Genomic DNA, 18,076 nt, shown 5'->3' with positions numbered 1-18,076 from the left:
AAAGCGCAGCGATCAGCCGCGCACGATCACGGCAGCATCGGCGGCGGCCTTTTCGGCCGCCTTATCGCGGATGAGCTTCTCCAGCTCATCCACCAGGTTTTCGTTGGTCAGCTTCGAGGCGGGTTTGCCGTCGATGTAGACCAGATTGTTCGGGCTACCGCCGGTGAGGCCAATATGCGCCTCCTTGGCTTCGCCTGGGCCGTTGACCACACAACCGATCACGGCCACGTCCAGCGGCACCAGCAGGTCCTCGACGCGGGTTTCCAGCTCGTTCATGGTCTTGACCACATCGAAGTTCTGCCGCGAGCAGCTCGGGCAAGCGATGAAGTTGATACCGCGCGAACGCAGACGCAGAGACTTGAGGATATCGAAACCGACCTTGATCTCTTCCACCGGATCGGCGGCCAGGGAAATGCGGATGGTATCGCCAATGCCATCAGCCAGCAGCATGCCCAGGCCGACAGCGGATTTCACGGTGCCGGAACGCAGGCCTCCGGCCTCGGTGATACCCAGGTGCAGCGGCTGCTCGATCTGCTTGGCCAGCAGACGATAGGCTTCGACGGCCATGAACACGTCGGAGGCTTTCACACTGACCTTGAAGTCGGGGAAGTTCAGACGATCCAGGTGCTCGACATGGCGCAGCGCGGACTCGACCAGTGCTTCGGGAGTCGGCTCGCCGTATTTCTTCTGCAGATCTTTTTCCAGAGACCCCGCGTTGACCCCAATACGGATCGGGATGCCCTTGTCACGCGCCGCCTCGACCACCGCCTTGACGCGATCTTCGCGGCCAATATTGCCGGGATTGATGCGCAGGCAATCGACGCCCAACTCAGCCACACGCAGGGCAATCTGATAATCGAAGTGGATGTCGGCCACCAGCGGCACACGAACCTGCTGCTTGATCCGGCCAAAGGCCTCGGCAGCATCCATGTCCGGTACAGATACGCGCACGATATCAGCGCCGGCATCTTCCAGACGGCGGATCTGCGCCACAGTAGCGGCCACATCGTTGGTGTCGGTGTTGGTCATGCTCTGTACGGCAATCGGCGCATCACCGCCCACCGCTACCGAGCCAACCCAGATCTTGCGCGACACTCGGCGCTTGATCGGCGATTCGCAATGCATTCTTTACAACCCCAGTTTCAGGCGAGCGGTCTCGCCCGTCATGTGCGGCGCGACGTTGACGCTTTCGCCGTTGTAGGTCACCTGGGCACCTCGGGCAAAGCCCAGGCGCAGTTCCAGTGGTGGTTTGCCGCTCACTTCGAGCTGATCACCGCCTCGCTTGAGCCCGCTGAGCAGCACCTTGCCATCGGCATCGGTCACTTGAGTCCAACAATCGGCCGTGAACTGCACTTTCAACAGCCCCTGACCAGGCGCAGCGGCAACAGGCGCGGCGCTTTCGGCCTGAGCCGTGGCAACAGGTGCCTGTGGCTGAGCAGGAGCAGGAGCAGGAGCAGGAGCAGGAGCAGGAGCAGATTCTGCGCCCACACGCTCGGGCTCAGTGGCCGCAGGCGTTTGTACTGTCGGCTCGCTATCCGCTTCGCTGGCCTGCGCCTCTTTACCCTGCTCGTTTGGCAGCAGCAGTGGCGTAGCCGACTCATCGACTTGCGCATCGGCAACGGCCTGATCTTCGGGCTCAGCCAGCGAGTGAATCTCTGTCGTGCCATCAGCGGCCTCGACCTCGACATGCTCGATTCCCTGATCGAGCAGACGTAGAGCGGTATCGCTGCCCTTGTCCTGCCACCAGAAGAAACCACCACCGACCAGAGCCAGCAGCAGCAGGAAGCTGACCAGTCGCAGGATGCTCTGTGAGTAGCGAACGGGCTCTTCGATGCGCCCCAGTGCATGCACATTGCTGCCAGTTGCATCAGTGCCGGTGAACTGGTCGAACTCAAGTACCAGGCGATTCTGATCCAGTTCCAGCAGTTTGGCATAGGCGCGGATATAACCACGGGCAAAAGTAGTGCCCGGTAGTTTGTCGAATGCGCCGTCTTCGAGTTGCGACAGTCGTTGGGGTGTCAGATTTAGCTGGCTGGCCACCTCAGCAACGCTCCAGCCTTTCGCTTCCCGCGCCTGACGTAGAGTGTCGCCTGGATTGCCAGTCATTGGCTGGCTGATTTCGCTTTGCGCCGCTTTCATTGTTTCCCCGACAGGTATTGCTGGTATTCCTCGGACGCCGGATACAGACGTTTCAACTGCAGGCCCAGACTGGCAGCCTTGTCTCGATCCTCGAACACTCCGGCCAGACGTACACCAAGCAGCAGGCTGCGCGCGTTCTGCGGCGCTATTTCGCTGTAGGCATCGTAATAACTACGAGCGGGGACGTATTCGCGATCCTCATAGGAGAGCTGCGCCATCTCCAGCAACGCACGAGGTTGACGATTACTCAGGCGCAACGAGCGCTGAAAATACTCTTTGGCCTGCTCGCGCTGACCGAGTTGCAAAGCCGTAAGCCCGAGGTTCTCGAACACCCGCGAGCGCTCAGGATAAAGATTGTCTTCGGAAGCTTTGAGGTAATTCTCGTTGGCTTCCTTGTAACGCTTCTGCTCGAACAGGAAGCCACCATAGTTGTTGAGCAAGCGCGCATCTCCCGGTCGCTGCGACAGCGCCTTGCGATAATGCTCGTCGGCCAGTTTCGGCTCCATTTCCACCTGAAACGCCAAAGCCAGCGCAGCATGTGCATCGGCATTGGAAGAGTCGATATCTAGCGCACTTTTCAGCGGCACCTTGGCGCTTTGAGTATCACCCTGCTGAATGTAGGCAATACCCAGTTGCACGTATGCATCAACGGCTTCCTTGCGCCCCTTTTCGGTTTTCAGCGGACTCACATCGCCAGTGGTCACACAAGCGGAAAGCAGGCTGACCAGTAACAACACCAGGCTGGAGCGCAGGAGCATTGGCATCCTCTCTTCTAGCTTCGATTGACTGCAGCAGGCGCCGCATCACCGGCCAACTGGCGTACGGCGATGTAACGCTCACTGCGGCGGGTACGATCCATGACCTGGCCAACCAGTTGGCCACAGGCGGCATCGATGTCGTCACCACGGGTGGTGCGTACGGTGACATTGTGCCCAGCCTTGTGCAGCAGATCCTGGAAGCGACGAATAGCGTTATTGCTTGGCCGCTCGTAGCCCGAATGAGGGAAGGGATTAAACGGGATCAGGTTGATTTTGCAAGGCATGTCGGCCAGAAGTGCGACCATCTGCTCAGCATGCTCAGGTTGATCATTGACCCCCTTGAGCAGGGTGTACTCGACGGTCAGCACGCGTTTTTCGCCGAGCTTGGAGATGTAGCGCTTGCAAGCAGCGAGCAGCATCTCCAGCGGATACTTCTTGTTGATCGGCACCAACTGGTTGCGCAACTCGTCGTTAGGCGCGTGCAGCGACAGCGCCAGAGACACGTCGATCACTTCAGCCAGCTTGTCGATCATTGGCACCACGCCGGAGGTGGACAAGGTCACCTTGCGCTTGGAGATGCCGTAACCGAGGTCGTCCATCATGATCTGCATGGCGGAAACGACGTTGTCGAAGTTCAGCAGCGGCTCGCCCATGCCCATCATCACCACATTGGTAATGGCGCGATCGATCTTGGCCGGCACGGTGCCGAAGGATTTGTTGGCGATCCACACCTGGCCGATGATTTCGGCGCTGGTCAGGTCGCTGTTGAAGCCTTGCTTGCCGGTGGAGCAGAAACTGCAATCCAGGGCGCAACCGGCCTGCGACGACACACACAGGGTGCCGCGGCCGTTCTGCGGGATATACACGGTTTCCACGCAGCTACCCGACGCCACGCGCACTACCCACTTGCGCGTGCCATCGGCGGAAATATTTTCGCTGACCACTTCCGGGCCGCGAATCTCGGCAGAGGCCTCGAGCTTCTCGCGCAAGGCCTTGCCGACATTGGTCATGGCGGCGAAATCATCGACGCCAAAGTGGTGAATCCACTTCATTACCTGGCCGGCACGAAAGCGCTTCTCGCCTATGGACTCGAAGAACTGCTCCATTTCCGGCTGGGTCAGGCCCAGCAGGTTGATTTTGCCGGCGGTATTGGTCATGGCTTCACCCTCGCTTCATTCGCCGATCAGCGAATGCGCGCGCACAGCTCGGTAGCGGAGAAGAAGTAAGCAATCTCGCGAGCAGCGGACGCTTCGGAATCCGAACCGTGAACGGCGTTTTCGTCGATGGAAACAGCGAAGTCAGCACGGATGGTGCCGGCAGCAGCTTCTTTCGGGTTGGTGGCGCCCATCAGCTCACGGTTTTTCAGAACGGCGTCTTCGCCTTCCAGAACCTGAACGATAACCGGGCCGGAGGTCATGAAAGCGACTAGATCCTTGAAGAAGCCACGCTCGCTGTGCTCGGCGTAGAAACCAGCAGCCTCACGCTCGGACAGTTGCACCATTTTCGAAGCGACGACGCGCAGGCCGGCTTTTTCGAAACGAGTGGTGATTTCACCGATGACGTTCTTGGCGACGGCGTCAGGCTTGATGATGGAGAAAGTACGTTGAACAGCCATTGTGTAGCTCCAGAAAAACTTAGGGTTAAAGCGAAAAATTAAACCCGCGAATTATACGCGGGTTCTGAGACAGCAGCCACAGGCGCTAAGCCACAAGCTGCAAGTAAAACTACGGAGCAGCGATGCACTGCAGGTTTCAAGCAGCAAGAAGACGCGTAAACGCAGCGCGACGAGAACGCCCTTACGGCTTGAAAATTACCGTCAGCCGTTAGACCTCTTCGATCCAGGCAGCCTGAATGGCTTCGAGCACCTTCTCGCCGCCACGCTGCGGATCGTCGGAGAACTGCGGCAACTCCACGACCCAGCGGTGCAGATCGACGAAGTTTACATAGCGCGGATCAACCTCCGGCTTCTGCTCACTTAGCTCGATAGCGATATCCAACACATCGACCCATTTCAAACTCATGACGATGCTCTCCGGCGTCAATGCGGCGCTTCGGCCGCATGATTGAGCGAATACTTGGGAATTTCGACGGTCAGGTCTTGCTCGCCGACGATCGCCTGACACGCCAGGCGCGATTGCGCCTCCAGCCCCCAGGCCTTATCCAAGTAGTCCTCTTCCAACTCGTCGGCCTCGTTCAGCGAATCGAAACCTTCACGCACGATGCAGTGACAGGTGGTACAGGCACATACACCACCGCAGGCGCTTTCCATTTCGATATGGTGCTCATGCGCCAACTCGAGAATGGAGACACCGGGCTCAGCCTCGACCACCAAGCCTTCCGGGCAGAAGCGCTCGTGCGGCAGAAAAATCACCTGTGGCATGAACTTTATTCCTCGATCTCGTTAAGGCTGCGGCCTGCCAGGGCCGCCTTGACGCTAGCGTCCATCCGGCGCGCCGCAAAGGCATCGGTAATTTGACTCAGGCGCTTGACCTGCTGCTCGATGAGCTGCACGTCATCACCCGCCACCTGCTCACGCAACAAGTCCATCTGCGCTTCGATGGCCAGGCGCTCGTCGGCAGTCAGCAAGCTATCACCGTCGGCCTCCAGAGCAGCCTGCACAGCCTCGAGCAGACGTTCGGCATCGACTTGCTGCTCACGCAGAGCACGCGCCGCCTTGTCGCCACCAGCATTCTGGAAAGAGTCCTGCAACATGCGAGTGATCTCGCCATCGGTCAGGCCATATGACGGTTTGACCTGGATGCTGGCCTCGACGCCCGAAGCCAACTCACGCGCCGCCACACTGAGCAAGCCATCCGCATCAACCTGGAAGGTCACGCGAATCTTCGCCGCCCCAGCCACCATCGGCGGAATGCCTCGCAGCTCGAAACGCGCCAGCGAACGACAAGCACTGATCAACTCGCGCTCCCCTTGCAGGACATGGATCATCATGGCCGTCTGGCCGTCCTTGTAGGTGGTGAAATCCTGGGCACGCGCAACGGGTATGGTGGTATTGCGCGCAATCACCTTCTCCATCAGCCCACCCATGGTTTCCAGGCCGAGCGACAACGGAATCACATCCAACAGCAGCAGCGCCTCACCATCATCGCGCTTATTGCCTGCCAAGGTATCGGCCTGAATTGCAGCACCGATGGCAACCACCTGATCAGGGTCGATATTGGTCAACGGCTGGCGTCCGAACAGCTCCGCCACAGCCTGACGAACACGCGGCACACGCGTAGAACCACCGACCATGACAACCGCACCAACCTCTTCGAGCTCGACACCCGAATCACGCACAGCGCGACGACACACCTTGAGGCTGCGCGCCACCATAGGCTCGATCAAGGCATCGAAATCTTCGCGTGACAACGTGCCACGCCAGTCGCCGTAAGCAATTTCGACATGCTCTGCAGCCGTCAGCGCCTCTTTGGCCTGACATGCAGCCTGCAGCAAAGTGCGCTGCGCTGCCGGCGCTAGATCACTGGAGAGCCCAGCCTGAGCAATGATCCAATCCGCCACGACATGATCGAAGTCATCGCCACCCAGAGCACTGTCGCCGCCGGTTGCCAGCACCTCGAACACACCACCTGTCAGGCGCAGAATGGAAATATCGAACGTGCCGCCACCCAGATCGTAGATCGCCACCACGCCCTCGGCCTTCTGATCCAGACCGTAAGCGACAGCAGCAGCGGTCGGCTCATTGAGCAAACGCAGGACATTAAGCCCCGCGAGACGCGCAGCATCCTTAGTGGCTTGACGCTGAGCATCATCAAAGTAAGCCGGGACCGTAATTACCGCGCCGACCAGCTCACCACCCAGACTCTGCTCGGCACGCATGCGCAACACTTTGAGAATCTCAGCCGAAACCTCGACCGGGCTCTTGGCGCCCTGCACGGTTTCAATGAAAGGCATGTGCGACTCACCCACCGCAAAGCGGTAGGGCAACTGCTCGCCCAACTGCTGGACATCAGCCAGGCCACGCCCCATAAGGCGCTTGACCGACAGCACGGTATTGAAAGGGTCCTGCGCAGCGGCACGCTTGGCCGCCTCGCCAACCTCAACAGAGCCGTCCAAATAACGCACGGCAGACGGGAGAATCACCGCGCCCGCAGCATCAGCCAGCGGCTCGGCCAGGCCGCTGCGCACAGCAGCAACCAGAGAATTAGTGGTACCTAGGTCAATACCCACCGCCAGACGACGCTGATGGGGCTGCGGGCTCTGTCCTGGCTCGGCAATCTGCAATAAGGCCATGGTCGTTTTGAAATCATCTGACAGGCTGCCTACGCAACCCACGGTTAGTCGTCGAGGCGCTCTTCCAACTGGCGCACTTCATGAGACAGCTTGTCGAGGAACTGCATGCGCCGCATTAGGCGCTCAGCCTCATGCCGACGACCCTCGTCATCCCAACATTCGGCAAAACGCTCGCCCAGTTCATCCTGGGCGCTCTTGAGCCGACGCTTAAAGGGGATCACGCCATCGATATCCGCCTCATCCTGCAGCTCCTCAAGCTCCTCACGCCACTGCATCTGCTGCATGAGAAAATCTGGATCCTGCACCGTAACCTCCAGCGGCACATCACCGCCACGCAAGGTCAGCAGATAACGCGCCCTCTGAGAGGGACTCCTGAGCACCTGATAGGCTTCATTGAGGCTCGCCGAGCGCTCCAACGCCAGGCGCTGCTCGCGCTCTTCGGCGTCAGCGAATCGATCAGGATGCACCTGACGCGCCAGCTCACGATAGCGAACACCCAACTGATCAAGGTCTACACGAAAAGCCGGCTGCAGGTCGAACAACGCGAAATGACAGGGTTTACCCACGCAAACCTCAGACGTTGAAGCTTTCGCCGCAGCCGCATTCGCCACGCACGTTGGGGTTATTGAACTTGAAGCCTTCGTTCAAGCCTTCTTTGACGAAATCCAGCTCGGTTCCGTCGAGATAAGCCAAACTTTTCGGATCAATGATCACCTTAACGCCGTGATTCTCGAACACCTGATCCTCAGCCGCCAGCTCATCGACGAACTCAAGAACATAGGCCAGGCCAGAGCACCCCGTGGTACGCACACCAAGGCGAATGCCCTCACCCTTACCACGCCCTTCGATAGAGCGCTGAACGTGGCGGGCCGCTGCTTCAGTCATGGTGATAGCCATTCCGCACCTCGTGTTAAAGCAAGCCTTTCTTCTGCTTGTAGTCGCGCACAGCCGCCTTGATAGCGTCTTCGGCGAGCACCGAGCAGTGGATTTTCACTGGCGGCAGGGCCAGCTCTTCGGCGAGCTGGGTGTTCTTGATGCTCTCAGCCTCATCCAGAGTCTTACCCTTCATCCACTCGGTGGCCAGGGAGCTAGAGGCGATGGCCGAACCACAGCCATAGGTCTTGAATTTGGCGTCTTCGATAACACCACTTTCGTTGACCTTGATCTGCAGACGCATCACGTCACCACAAGCCGGCGCACCGACCATGCCAGTGCCGACATCCGGATCTTCCGCATTCATTTTGCCGACATTACGCGGATTTTCGTAATGATCGATGACCTTATCACTGTATGCCATGCTGAACTTCCTCTCTCATCAGGTGCCGCTCTTCAGGCAGACCGCCTAGCGAGCGATCCGCCCTGGCAGCTTTTTAGTGTGCTGCCCATTCCACGGTGGAAAGGTCGACACCTTCTTTGAACATATCCCACAGAGGCGACAACTCGCGCAGCTTGTCCACGGCCTCACGAACCTTGGCAGCGGCGTAGTCGACATCTTCCTCAGTGGTAAAACGGCCGAACGTGAAACGAATCGAACTGTGCGCCAACTCGTCGTTACGACCCAGCGCACGCAACACGTAGGACGGCTCCAGCGAGGCCGAGGTACAGGCGGAACCGGACGATACAGCCAGATCCTTGAGCGCCATGATCAGCGACTCGCCCTCGACGTAGTTGAAGCTCAGATTCAGGTTATGCGGTACACGTGCAGTCAGGCTGCCGTTAACGTACAACTCTTCCATGCTCTCGAGCTGGCGGTAGAAACGGTCGCGCAGCGCGACGATACGCTGATTCTCGGCAGCCATTTCCTCTTTAGCGATACGGAAGGCCTCACCCATACCAACGCACTGATGGGTGGCCAAAGTGCCGGAACGCATACCACGCTCGTGACCACCGCCATGAGTCTGCGCTTCCAGGCGTACGCGCGGCTTGCGGCGCACGTACAGCGCACCGACACCCTTCGGGCCATAGGTTTTGTGCGCGGAGAAGGACATAAGATCGACCTTCATCTTCTCCAGATCGATCTCAACCTTGCCGGTAGACTGCGCAGCATCGACATGCAGCAGCACACCACGAGAGCGAGTCAGCTCACCAATGGCAGCGATGTCGTTGATGGTGCCGATTTCGTTGTTGACGTGCATGAGCGACACCAGAACGGTGTCTTCACGCAGCGCAGCTTCGACCATGGCCGACGTGATCAGGCCGTCTTCGCCGGGTTCCAGATAAGTGACCTCGAAACCTTCACGCTCAAGCTGGCGAGTCGTATCCAGCACGGCTTTGTGCTCGATCTTCGAGGTGATGATGTGCTTGCCCTTACTGCTGTAGAAGTGCGCAACGCCCTTGATGGCCAAGTTGTCGGACTCGGTAGCACCGCTAGTCCAGACAATCTCACGCGGGTCAGCGTTGACCAGCTCGGCAACCTGGCGACGGGCATTCTCCACGGCTTCCTCAGCCTTCCAGCCAAAGACGTGAGAGCGCGAAGCCGGGTTACCGAAGTTGCCATCGACCAACAGGCAGTCGCTCATCTTCTGCGCCACGCGCGGATCAACCGGCGTGGTAGCGGAATAATCAAGATAGATCGGCAATTTCATTGGGTTTCTCCTATCAGGCAACGCCCTGCTCACTCGATGGCGGACGCTTCAATCTTATCCAGGCGCGCTGACGCACCCGTGCAGCGGCGCTGATCTTGGCGCGACGCGACTTCCTGCACCTCATGACGCGCGACCAGGTCGGCCAGGCTGATGCCACTGAGGAACTCATGAATCTGCTGACTGAGATCGCACCACAAATGATGCGTCAGACAGGTATCGCCGGAGTGACAATCACCCTGCCCCTGGCAGCGCGTGGCATCGACCGATTCATTGACAGCGTCAATCACCTGCGCGACCTGAATCCCACCCATATCGCGTGACAACTGATAGCCACCTCCCGGTCCACGCACACTAGAAACCAGATTGCCACGGCGCAATTTGGCGAATAGCTGCTCCAGATAAGACAGGGATATGCCTTGTCGCTCGGATATATCGGCGAGAGATACAGGACCGCGCTGCGCATGCAACGCCAGATCGAGCATGGCCGTAACTGCATAACGGCCTTTGGTAGTCAGTCGCATGGCTCTACCACGAGTTACTTGAATGCGGCGAAGTATGCGATTTCCGAGTATTTAAGTCAACTATAAGACCTATTGATTCACTCGGAATTGATCACGAACGGAGGCAGCATGATAGCAGAGGCCACCCCACCACGCATCACGCCGCAGGCTTGTCATCGACCGGCTGATCCTTGCAGACACCGGCAAAATCCTCGTCCCTCAACACTGGAAGATCCTTGGCGCAATAATCACTTCCCAGCCCCGTCAGCGCCTTGCACATACCCTCCAAACGCCCATCGACCGCATGCAGGTGATCAAGCAACTGGCCAATAGCACGCGCCACAGGATCAGGCATGTCCTGGCTAACACCGTACGCATCAAAGCCAATTTTCTCAGCCATAGCCTGACGCTTGGCCTCTTGCTCGTTATCGGACTTGACGATGATCTTGCCCGGAATCCCTACCGCAGTAGCACCAGCAGGAACCGCCTTAGTCACCACGGCATTCGAGCCAATCTTAGCCCCCGCACCCACCGTGAAAGGCCCCAGCACCTTGGCACCAGCGCCGACGACGACACCGTCCTCCAGAGTCGGATGGCGCTTACCTTTGTTCCAGCTAGTGCCCCCCAGAGTAACCCCCTGATAAAGCGTGACATCGTTGCCAATCTCAGCGGTCTCACCAATCACGATACCCATGCCATGATCGATGAAAAAACGCCGCCCGATCTTGGCGCCAGGGTGAATCTCGATCCCGGTCATCCAGCGCCCAAAGTTGGAGACAACCCGCGCCAGCCACTTCCAACCCGAACTCCACAGCACATGCGCAACCCGATGCAGCCAAACCGCATGCAATCCTGGATAGCAGGTCACCACCTCAAAGGCATTACGCGCCGCCGGATCTCGATGAAACACGCTCTGGATATCTTCTCGCATGCGCTCAAACATCTGTTTTTCCCCGCTTGTGGTGCTCGCCGCGCGCCGCCTTCTCGGTTTCGGTTAGGATGCCGCGCAGAATATTCATTTCCAACTTGCTCACATCACTGCGCCCATACAAGCGACGCAGACGACTCATCAGGTGCCGCGGCTTCTCCGGGTCGAGAAAGCCAATCGCAACCAGCGCGCGCTCCAGATGCACATAGTAGGACTCCAACTCGTCCGCCGTCGCCAACTGTGTATTGAGCATCGCCGTGGTTTCCAGCTTCGCCACTTTGGTCGGCAATTGCTGCACCGCCAACCAGGCCATACGCACTTCGTAACTCAGCACCTGCACCGCAGCCGCAAGATTGAGCGAACTGAAGTCAGGATTGGATGGAATGTGCACGTGATACTGACATCGCTGCAGCTCTTCGTTGGTCAGGCCGGCGTACTCACGACCGAACACCAGCGCCACTTCACCACCGGCCGCTGCCTGCTCGCAACTCACCACTCCGCATTCACGCGGATCAAGCATCGGCCAGGGAATACGACGATCCCGCGCACTGGTGCCAACCACCAATGTGCAGCCCACCAGAGCATCCTCGAGCGTCTCAACCACCTGCGCAGCATCGAGTATGTCGGTAGCTCCCGAGGCGCGGGCCACAGCATCACCACTGGGAAAATCTTCCGGCGCAACCAGCACCAGCCGCGATAGCCCCATATTCTTCATTGCCCGTGCAGCGCCGCCGATATTTCCCGGATGACTGGTGCCGACCAGCACAACACGAATTCTTTCCAGCACGGCCAAAACCATCCACACAAGCAAAAGGGGCAACGATCTTACCGAAGCCAAAGCTTCATTGTCATGCTGAACGGCCACCGCCCTTCACGCACACAACAACCCTGAACCAACTTCGGCATAGCAGGCTACAGGCGGCGCTTCATCGACCAAGGTTTTCTGCTAACATGATCGGCTTTCTTTAAAGCCCCAGGTGAACCGCCCCATGCAGCCCATGCTGAATATCGCCCTGCGCGCCGCCCGCAGCGCCGGTGAAATGATCTTTCGCTCGATCGAGCGCCTGGATGTCATCTCGGTCGACGAGAAGGATGCCAAGGATTACGTCACAGAAGTCGACAAGGCCGCCGAACTGATGATCGTCCAGGCCATCCGCAAGGCCTATCCAACCCACAGTTTCCTGGGCGAGGAAGGCGGCGCACTGGAAGGTAGCGGCGACGGCGCCGACTACCAATGGATCATCGACCCGCTGGATGGCACCACCAACTTCATCCGCGGCGTCCCCCACTTCGCCATCAGCATCGCCTGCAAATATCGCGGCCGCCTCGAACACGCCATCGTTCTCGACCCTGTGCGCCAGGAAGAATTTACCGCCAGCCGTGGCCGCGGCGCCGCCCTCAATGGCCGCCGCCTGCGCGTTAGCAACCGCAAGAGCCTGGAAGGCGCCCTGCTGGGCACCGGTTTTCCCTTCCGTGACGGCCAACTCGACCACCTGGAAAACTATCTGGGCATGTTCCGCAGCCTGACCGGGCAAACCGCCGGCATTCGCCGCGCAGGCGCCGCCAGCCTGGATCTGGCCTATGTTGCCGCCGGGCGTTTCGATGCCTTCTGGGAATTTGGCCTGTCCGAGTGGGACATGGCAGCAGGCGCCCTGCTGATTCAGGAAGCGGGCGGCCTGGTGAGCGATTTCACCGGCGGACACGAGTTCCTCGAAAAAGGCCAGATCGTCGCCGGCAACACCAAATGCTTCAAGGCCGTGCTCACGGCAATCCAGCCGCACCTGCCGCCATCAATGAAACGCTAAGCGCGACTCGCCCCAATAAAAAACGCCCCGAAGGGCGTTTTTTATTGCATCGAATTTACTGCGCCTGCTGCGCCATCACCAACTGGCCATTTTTGTCCACCGGAATCTGACCGCCCGGATCGCGGTCCATACGCACATTGCCGACGCTCTCACCCAACTGATACTTCACGTCATAACCAACCACTTTCTCGGTGGTATCGGTCACCGTATTGCAGCGAGTTTCGGTCGTGGTGTAGGTGTCACGTTGCTGCATACCTTCCTGAATCTTGTTGCCGGCATAGCCACCACCCACAACGCCAGCCACGGTAGCGATCTTCTTGCCGTTGCCGCCACCAATCTGATTACCCAGCAGGCCGCCAGCAATAGCGCCAATAGCCGTACCCGCAATCTGATGCTGGTCTTGCACCGGACGCTGACGCGTTACGGCTACATCCTTGCAAACCTCACGCGGCGTATTGATGGTTTCCTTGACCGGCGTAACCGCCAGCACCTGCGCATAAGATGGGCCGCGATCCACAAGGCTGTAAGTGGCAACCGCCCCACCCGCCGTTACACCAACAGCACCCAGTACGGCACCCGCCAACATCGACTTGTTCATGATCATTGTCTCCTAGCATGGCGTCTTGCGCCTTTCTCCCTGCCTAAGACAGCAAAAGGCCACGACAAGTTCGACTAGTCGTGGCCTTCATCATGTTTCACGAACTCGATCACAAAGTGCCACTTACGGGCACAGGATCAGGGCGATCAAGGCCGCCCGTCGTCGGCCTCAGCCTCGACTGCAGGCGGAATCAGATCCTCGACACTCAGCTTCGTCCACACCAGCACCACCGCACCAATGTAGACCGAAGAGTAAGTACCGACCACGACACCAATCAGCAGTGTTAGGGCAAAGCCCGCCAGCACATCACCACCGAAGAACAGTAGTGCCAGTAGCGCCAGGGCAGTAGAAAGCGAGGTCGCGATGGTACGCAGCAACGTCTGGGTAACCGAAATATCGATGTTCTCGATCAGCGATGCCTTGCGCAACATACGGAAGTTCTCGCGGATACGGTCATAGATGATGATGGTGTCGTTGAGCGAGTAACCGATCATCGCCAGCACCGCCGCCAGCACCGTCAGGTCGAACGGCACCTGAAAGAACGCCAGCACACCGAGAGTGATAATGACGTCATGCACCAGCGAGGCGATAGCGCCCAGACCGAACTTCCACTGGAAACGGAAAGCCAGGTACAGCAGCACACCACCGAGCGCCAGCAGCATGGCGATACCGCCTTTATCACGCAGCTCTTCACCAACCTGCGGGCCGACGAACTCTACGCGCTTGACCTCGAACTGGGCGACACCGTCAGCCTTGCGCAATGCAGCCGCAACCTGATTACCCAGATCCGGGGAGTCACCTGCCAAACGCACCAGCACGTCAGTACTGGCGCCGAAGTTCTGCACCACAGCATCGGTATAACCGGCCTGCACCAGTTCGGTCTTGATCTGATCGAGGTTGGCCGCCTGCTCATACTGCAGCTCGATGAGCGTGCCGCCAGTGAAATCCAGACCAAAGTTGAGGCCCTTGGCGAACAATGCGCCAAGACCGATCAGCGTGAGCACAACGGTCATGCCGAAGGCGATGTTGCGCACCGCCATGAAACGAATGGTTGACTTGATCATGGCTGCACCTCAGATCCACAGCTTCTTGATGTTACGGCCACCGAAGATCAGGTTGACCATGCCACGGGTGAACATGATGGCCGTGAACATCGAAGTGATGATGCCGATGGACATGGTGACAGCGAAGCCCTTAACCGGCCCGGTACCCATGGCGAACAGAATGCCGCCGACCAGCAGTGTGGTCAGGTTACTGTCGAGAATCGCCGAGAAAGCTCGGTCGAAACCTTCATGCAAAGCTCGCTGCACAGGCAGACCGTTGGCCAACTCTTCGCGTATGCGCGAGAAGATCAGCACGTTGGCGTCCACCGCCATACCCAGAGTCAGCACGATGCCGGCGATACCCGGCAAGGTCAGGGTCGCACCAATGGCCGACATCAGACCAACCAGCAACACCAGGTTGAACGCCAGAGCAACCGCCGCTAGTACACCGAAGAAACGGTAGATAGCCACGATGAACACCGCTACGAAGACCATTGCCCACTCGGTGGACGCAATACCCTTGGCAATGTTCTCAGCACCCAGGCTCGGGCCGATGGTGCGTTCTTCGGCGAAGTACATCGGCGCCGCCAGACCACCGGCGCGCAGCAGCAACGCCAGCTCGGAGGACTCGCCCTGACCATTGAGACCAGTAATGCGGAACTGACTGCCCAGCGCCGACTGAATGGTCGCCAGACTGATGATCTTCTTCTCTTCGACGAACGACGGTACGGCCACTTCCTGCTCGACACCGTCCACGGTCTGACGCACGTAACGCGTCACCGGTTTCTGCTCGATGAACACCACCGCCATGCTGCGCCCGACATTATTGCGAGTGGCACGGTTCATCAGGTCACCGCCATGGCCATCGAGGCGGATATTGACCTGCGGACGACCATTTTCATCGAAACTTGCCTGCGCATCGGTCACCTGATCACCCGTGATGATCAGTTCACGCTCAAGCTGAACGGGAGGTCGACCCGCCTCGCGGAACTCGAATGTCTCGGTCGATGCCCGAGAAGCATCGGCCGCGGCCTGCAAGCGAAACTCCAGGTTGGCCGTTTTGCCGAGAATACGCTTGGCCTCGGCAGTGTCCTGCACGCCCGGCAGCTCGACCACGATGCGGTTGGCGCCCTGACGCTGTACCAGAGGCTCGGCAACACCCAGCTCGTTGACGCGATTGCGTACGGTGGTCAGGTTCTGCTTGATCGAATATTCACGAATCTCGGCGACCTTCGCCTGAGTCAGAGCCAGTTGCAGCACCTGCTGACCACCGCGCTCGACGGTGCTCAGCTCGAAATCTTGGTAATCCTTGCGAATCAAGCTCTCAGCCTTGTCCAGCGCCTCGCTGTCGGCAAAGCCGAGCTGAATGCGGCCATTGCTTTCCGGCATACTGCGATAACGCACGCGCTCCTTGCGCAACAGGCTCTTGATCTCGCCTTCATAGACCTTGCGCCGAACATCCAGCGCCTTCTCCATGTCGACTTCCAGCAGGAAGTGCACACCACCGGAAAGGTCCAGCCCCAGCTTCATCGGGCTAGCGCCCAGATTGCGCAACCACTGCGGCGTGGTCTGCGCCAAGTTCAGGGCCACCACGTAGTCATCACCAAGTACACGGCGCACCACATCCTTGGCTGGCAGTTGATCATCCTGCTTGGTCAGACGAAGCAAGCCACCACGGCCGTTTTCACTGAGGCTCGCGGCCTTGACCTGAATGCCCGCATCCTGCAGCGCCTTACTGGCACGGTCGAGATCGGTCTGCTCGATAGTCAGCGCCGAGCTGGCACCACTGATCTGCACAGCCGGATCGTCCGGGTAAAGATTAGGAATGGAGTACACCAACCCCACCGCCAGGACGGCAGTGATCAGCAGGTACTTCCACAGAGGGTATTTATTGAGCATGAACGAGACGCCCGCCTAAGACGCGGGGCGCTAAAAGCGCCCCGTCGAGTGGAAAACTAAGAACCGGATCAGATGGCTTTCAGCGTGCCCTTGGGCAGCGTCGCGGCGATGGCTTGCTTCTGGAACTTCAGCTCGACGTTATCGGAGACCTCAACGACGACGAAGTCATCAGCAACCTTGGTGACCTTGCCGGCGATACCACCGTTGGTCACGACCTCGTCGCCTTTTTGCAGACCACCGAGCAGGTTTTTGTGCTCTTTGGCGCGCTTGGCCTGAGGACGCCAGATCATCAAATAGAAGATGACCAGGAAACCAACCAGGAACACCCACTCGAAACCAGTGCTGGCAGGGCCAACAGCCGCAGCGGTGTCAGCGTAGGCAGCGGGGATGAAAAAGCTCATGTAACACTCCTAATGGAAAAGGACTTCTTGGAATCGTAAAGGGATCAGTCCAGCGGCGGCACAGGCAGGCCACGCTTGGCATAGAAGGTTTCGACAAAGGCGGCCAATGTACCCTGTCCGATAGCCTCACGCAAACCAGCCATAACCCGCTGATAATGCCGCAAGTTATGGATGGTATTGAGCATGCTACCGAGCATTTCGCCGCATTTGTCCAGATGATGCAGATAAGCGCGAGAGAAGTTTGTGCAGGTGTAACAGTCGCAGGTCGGATCCAGCGGCGAGTCGTCGTGCTTGTGCACAGCGTTACGGATCTTCACCACGCCGGTATCGATAAACAGGTGGCCATTGCGCGCATTACGCGTCGGCATCACACAGTCGAACATATCCACGCCACGGCGTACGCCCTCGACCAAATCCTCCGGCTTGCCAACACCCATCAGGTAGCGCGGCTTGTCGGCTGGCATCTGTGGCGGCAGGAAGTCGAGCACGCGGATCATCTCTTCCTTCGGCTCGCCGACCGACAGCCCGCCAATGGCCAGGCCGTCGAAACCGATTTCGCACAGCCCTTCGAGCGAGCGCATACGCAACTCTTCATGCATGCCGCCCTGGACGATACCGAACAGCGCAGCCGTACTTTCGCCATGAGCAACCTTGGAGCGCTTGGCCCAACGTAGCGACAGCTCCATGGAGCGCTTGGCCACATCGAACTCAGCCGGATACGGCGTGCATTCATCGAAGATCATCACGATGTCCGAGCCCAGGTCACGCTGCACCTGCATTGACTCTTCCGGCCCCATGAATACCTTGGCGCCATCGACCGGCGAGGCGAAGTACACGCCCTCTTCCTTGATCTTGCGCATCGCCCCCAGGCTGAAGACCTGGAAACCACCGGAGTCGGTGAGGATCGGCCCCTTCCATTGCATGAAGTCATGCAGGTCGCCATGTTTCTTGATCACCTCCATGCCTGGGCGCAGCCACAGGTGGAAGGTATTGCCGAGAATGATCTGCGCGCCGATACCCTCGATGTCGCGCGGCAACATGCCCTTGACCGTGCCATAAGTACCCACTGGCATGAACGCCGGGGTTTCCACTACGCCTCGCGGGAAAGTCAGACGACCACGACGAGCCTTGCCGTCGGTAGCCAGCAATTCGAAGGACATGCGACAGGT

21 protein-coding genes are annotated in these 18,076 nt (G+C 58.8%); 1 reads left to right on the top strand and 20 read right to left on the bottom strand.

The features are described 5' to 3' along the window. Window positions 1-12 precede the first annotated feature (12 nt). The 15 genes from ispG to trmJ all read right to left on the bottom strand — a co-directional run bounded on the left by ispG (window position 13) and on the right by trmJ (window position 11,948). Window positions 13-1,125, bottom strand: a complete 1,113-nt coding sequence (gene ispG / locus AERO9A_RS06345; protein WP_159971078.1) for a flavodoxin-dependent (E)-4-hydroxy-3-methylbut-2-enyl-diphosphate synthase — start codon at window positions 1,123-1,125, stop codon at window positions 13-15. A gap of 3 nt (window positions 1,126-1,128) precedes the next feature. Then, on the bottom strand, window positions 1,129-2,139 hold the full coding sequence (locus tag AERO9A_RS06340; protein ID WP_159971077.1) for a RodZ family helix-turn-helix domain-containing protein: 1,011 nt from the start codon (window positions 2,137-2,139) through the stop codon (window positions 1,129-1,131). Next, complete coding sequence (pilW, locus tag AERO9A_RS06335; RefSeq protein ID WP_159971076.1) at window positions 2,136-2,897, bottom strand: type IV pilus biogenesis/stability protein PilW; 762 nt, start codon at window positions 2,895-2,897, stop codon at window positions 2,136-2,138. The genes AERO9A_RS06340 and pilW overlap by 4 nt, the downstream gene beginning before the upstream one ends. A gap of 14 nt (window positions 2,898-2,911) precedes the next feature. Further along, on the bottom strand, window positions 2,912-4,054 hold the full coding sequence (gene rlmN, locus AERO9A_RS06330; RefSeq protein ID WP_159971075.1) for a 23S rRNA (adenine(2503)-C(2))-methyltransferase RlmN: 1,143 nt from the start codon (window positions 4,052-4,054) through the stop codon (window positions 2,912-2,914). A gap of 26 nt (window positions 4,055-4,080) precedes the next feature. Next, entirely contained in the window at window positions 4,081-4,512 is a 432-nt protein-coding gene (ndk, locus tag AERO9A_RS06325) for a nucleoside-diphosphate kinase (RefSeq protein WP_072426064.1), read from the bottom strand. Between the two features lie 208 nt (window positions 4,513-4,720). Continuing rightward, window positions 4,721-4,918, bottom strand: a complete 198-nt coding sequence (iscX, locus tag AERO9A_RS06320) for a Fe-S cluster assembly protein IscX (RefSeq protein ID WP_159971074.1) — start codon at window positions 4,916-4,918, stop codon at window positions 4,721-4,723. Between the two features lie 17 nt (window positions 4,919-4,935). Next, the gene (fdx, locus tag AERO9A_RS06315; protein WP_159971073.1) at window positions 4,936-5,277 is read right to left on the bottom strand and encodes an ISC system 2Fe-2S type ferredoxin; all 342 of its coding nucleotides are present in this window, start codon (window positions 5,275-5,277) and stop codon (window positions 4,936-4,938) included. 5 nt (window positions 5,278-5,282) lie between these two features. Next, window positions 5,283-7,148 carry a Fe-S protein assembly chaperone HscA gene (hscA, locus tag AERO9A_RS06310; protein ID WP_159971072.1) on the bottom strand — a complete coding sequence of 622 codons (1,866 nt, stop codon included), beginning with the start codon at window positions 7,146-7,148 and terminating at the stop codon, window positions 5,283-5,285. A gap of 44 nt (window positions 7,149-7,192) precedes the next feature. After that, a complete protein-coding gene (hscB, locus tag AERO9A_RS06305) occupies window positions 7,193-7,714 on the bottom strand; it encodes a co-chaperone HscB (RefSeq protein WP_159971071.1) in 522 nt (173 codons plus the stop codon). A 7-nt stretch (window positions 7,715-7,721) separates the two neighbouring features. Beyond that, entirely contained in the window at window positions 7,722-8,045 is a 324-nt protein-coding gene (gene iscA, locus AERO9A_RS06300; protein WP_159971070.1) for an iron-sulfur cluster assembly protein IscA, read from the bottom strand. 13 nt (window positions 8,046-8,058) lie between these two features. Next, entirely contained in the window at window positions 8,059-8,445 is a 387-nt protein-coding gene (gene iscU / locus AERO9A_RS06295) for a Fe-S cluster assembly scaffold IscU (protein ID WP_159971069.1), read from the bottom strand. 73 nt (window positions 8,446-8,518) lie between these two features. Next, window positions 8,519-9,733, bottom strand: coding sequence for an IscS subfamily cysteine desulfurase (locus AERO9A_RS06290; RefSeq protein ID WP_159971068.1), 1,215 nt, complete (start codon window positions 9,731-9,733; stop codon window positions 8,519-8,521). Between the two features lie 29 nt (window positions 9,734-9,762). Beyond that, window positions 9,763-10,254, bottom strand: a complete 492-nt coding sequence (iscR, locus tag AERO9A_RS06285) for a Fe-S cluster assembly transcriptional regulator IscR (protein ID WP_159971067.1) — start codon at window positions 10,252-10,254, stop codon at window positions 9,763-9,765. A gap of 136 nt (window positions 10,255-10,390) precedes the next feature. Next, window positions 10,391-11,176, bottom strand: a complete 786-nt coding sequence (cysE, locus tag AERO9A_RS06280) for a serine O-acetyltransferase (protein WP_159971066.1) — start codon at window positions 11,174-11,176, stop codon at window positions 10,391-10,393. Then, window positions 11,169-11,948, bottom strand: coding sequence for a tRNA (cytosine(32)/uridine(32)-2'-O)-methyltransferase TrmJ (gene trmJ / locus AERO9A_RS06275; protein WP_178111106.1), 780 nt, complete (start codon window positions 11,946-11,948; stop codon window positions 11,169-11,171). The genes cysE and trmJ overlap by 8 nt, the downstream gene beginning before the upstream one ends. 202 nt (window positions 11,949-12,150) lie before the next feature. Between trmJ and suhB the strand changes: the two genes are divergently transcribed. Then, window positions 12,151-12,966 carry an inositol-phosphate phosphatase gene (suhB, locus tag AERO9A_RS06270; RefSeq protein ID WP_159971065.1) on the top strand — a complete coding sequence of 272 codons (816 nt, stop codon included), beginning with the start codon at window positions 12,151-12,153 and terminating at the stop codon, window positions 12,964-12,966. A gap of 55 nt (window positions 12,967-13,021) precedes the next feature. On the opposite strand, the gene AERO9A_RS06265 is transcribed toward suhB, so the two are convergent. The 5 genes from AERO9A_RS06265 to tgt form a co-directional block, all read right to left on the bottom strand. Further along, window positions 13,022-13,564, bottom strand: coding sequence for a glycine zipper 2TM domain-containing protein (locus AERO9A_RS06265; protein WP_159971064.1), 543 nt, complete (start codon window positions 13,562-13,564; stop codon window positions 13,022-13,024). A gap of 146 nt (window positions 13,565-13,710) precedes the next feature. Further along, window positions 13,711-14,628 (bottom strand): protein translocase subunit SecF, encoded by a 918-nt coding sequence (gene secF / locus AERO9A_RS06260; RefSeq protein ID WP_159971063.1) that lies wholly within the window; start codon window positions 14,626-14,628, stop codon window positions 13,711-13,713. Between the two features lie 9 nt (window positions 14,629-14,637). After that, window positions 14,638-16,506: a protein translocase subunit SecD gene (gene secD, locus AERO9A_RS06255; protein WP_159971062.1), complete on the bottom strand. Its 1,869-nt coding sequence runs from the start codon at window positions 16,504-16,506 to the stop codon at window positions 14,638-14,640. A 68-nt stretch (window positions 16,507-16,574) separates the two neighbouring features. Next, entirely contained in the window at window positions 16,575-16,907 is a 333-nt protein-coding gene (gene yajC / locus AERO9A_RS06250; protein ID WP_159971061.1) for a preprotein translocase subunit YajC, read from the bottom strand. Window positions 16,908-16,951: 44 nt separating this feature from the next. Continuing rightward, on the bottom strand, window positions 16,952-18,067 hold the full coding sequence (gene tgt, locus AERO9A_RS06245; RefSeq protein WP_159971639.1) for a tRNA guanosine(34) transglycosylase Tgt: 1,116 nt from the start codon (window positions 18,065-18,067) through the stop codon (window positions 16,952-16,954). Window positions 18,068-18,076: the final 9 nt, after the last annotated feature.

The sequence above is a fragment of the Pseudomonas sp. 8Z genome (genome assembly GCF_902506535.1).
In the GTDB taxonomy this organism is placed as follows: Bacteria; Pseudomonadota; Gammaproteobacteria; order Pseudomonadales; family Pseudomonadaceae; genus Aquipseudomonas.
This window is presented reverse-complemented; position numbering and strand designations above follow the sequence as displayed.